This is a genomic window from Mycobacterium sp. E787, assembly GCF_001668725.1.
GTDB lineage: Bacteria > Actinomycetota > Actinomycetes > Mycobacteriales > Mycobacteriaceae > Mycobacterium.
In genome coordinates, this window is record NZ_LZKL01000099.1 from 1 (window position 1) to 635 (window position 635).

The 635-nt window shown below is 71.7% G+C and carries 1 pseudogene; it reads left to right on the forward strand.

From position 1 onward, the window contains the following. Window positions 1-635: pseudogene (locus A5705_RS20080) on the forward strand (HAD family hydrolase); the annotation flags it as partial.

Below are 635 nucleotides of genomic sequence, written 5' to 3' on the forward strand. Positions count from 1 at the left end.
CTGGCCAAGGCCAAGGTCCTGGTCAAACGCCTGGTCTGCATCGAAGACTTCGGCGACATCGACATCCTGATCACCGACAAGACCGGCACGCTGACGGAAGGCCGCATCCGCCTGGTCGGCACGATCGATCCGGCCGGTGCGCCGGCCGAGCCGGTCCGGCGGCTCGGGCTGCTGGCCACCGACGTCGACCCGGAATCCGGTGTGGTGAGCGCCAATCCGCTCGACGCCGCGCTGTGGGACTCCCCGCAGCCACAGCAACTGGTGGGCGGCGCGGTGCGCCGCGTCGCGCTGCTGCCGTTCGACCACGAGCGGCGCGCGACGTCGGTGTTGGTCGACGACGACGGCAACCGCCTCCTCGTCGTCAAGGGCGCCCCCGAACAGGTCCTGGACCGGTGCGACGGGACGCCGGCGGCCGCGGATGCGACCCTGGCGGACTTGTTCGCCGCCGGACGGCGGGTGGTCGCCGTCGCCACCCGCCCGGCCGCCGAGCTGACGGAGCTCACCGCCGACGACGAACACGACCTGACGCTGGCCGGCTTTCTGGTCTTCGCCGACGAACCCAAACCCGCGGCGCGCCAGTCGCTGGCACAGCTGGCCGAACTGGGCATCGAGCTCAAGATCGCCACCGGCGACAA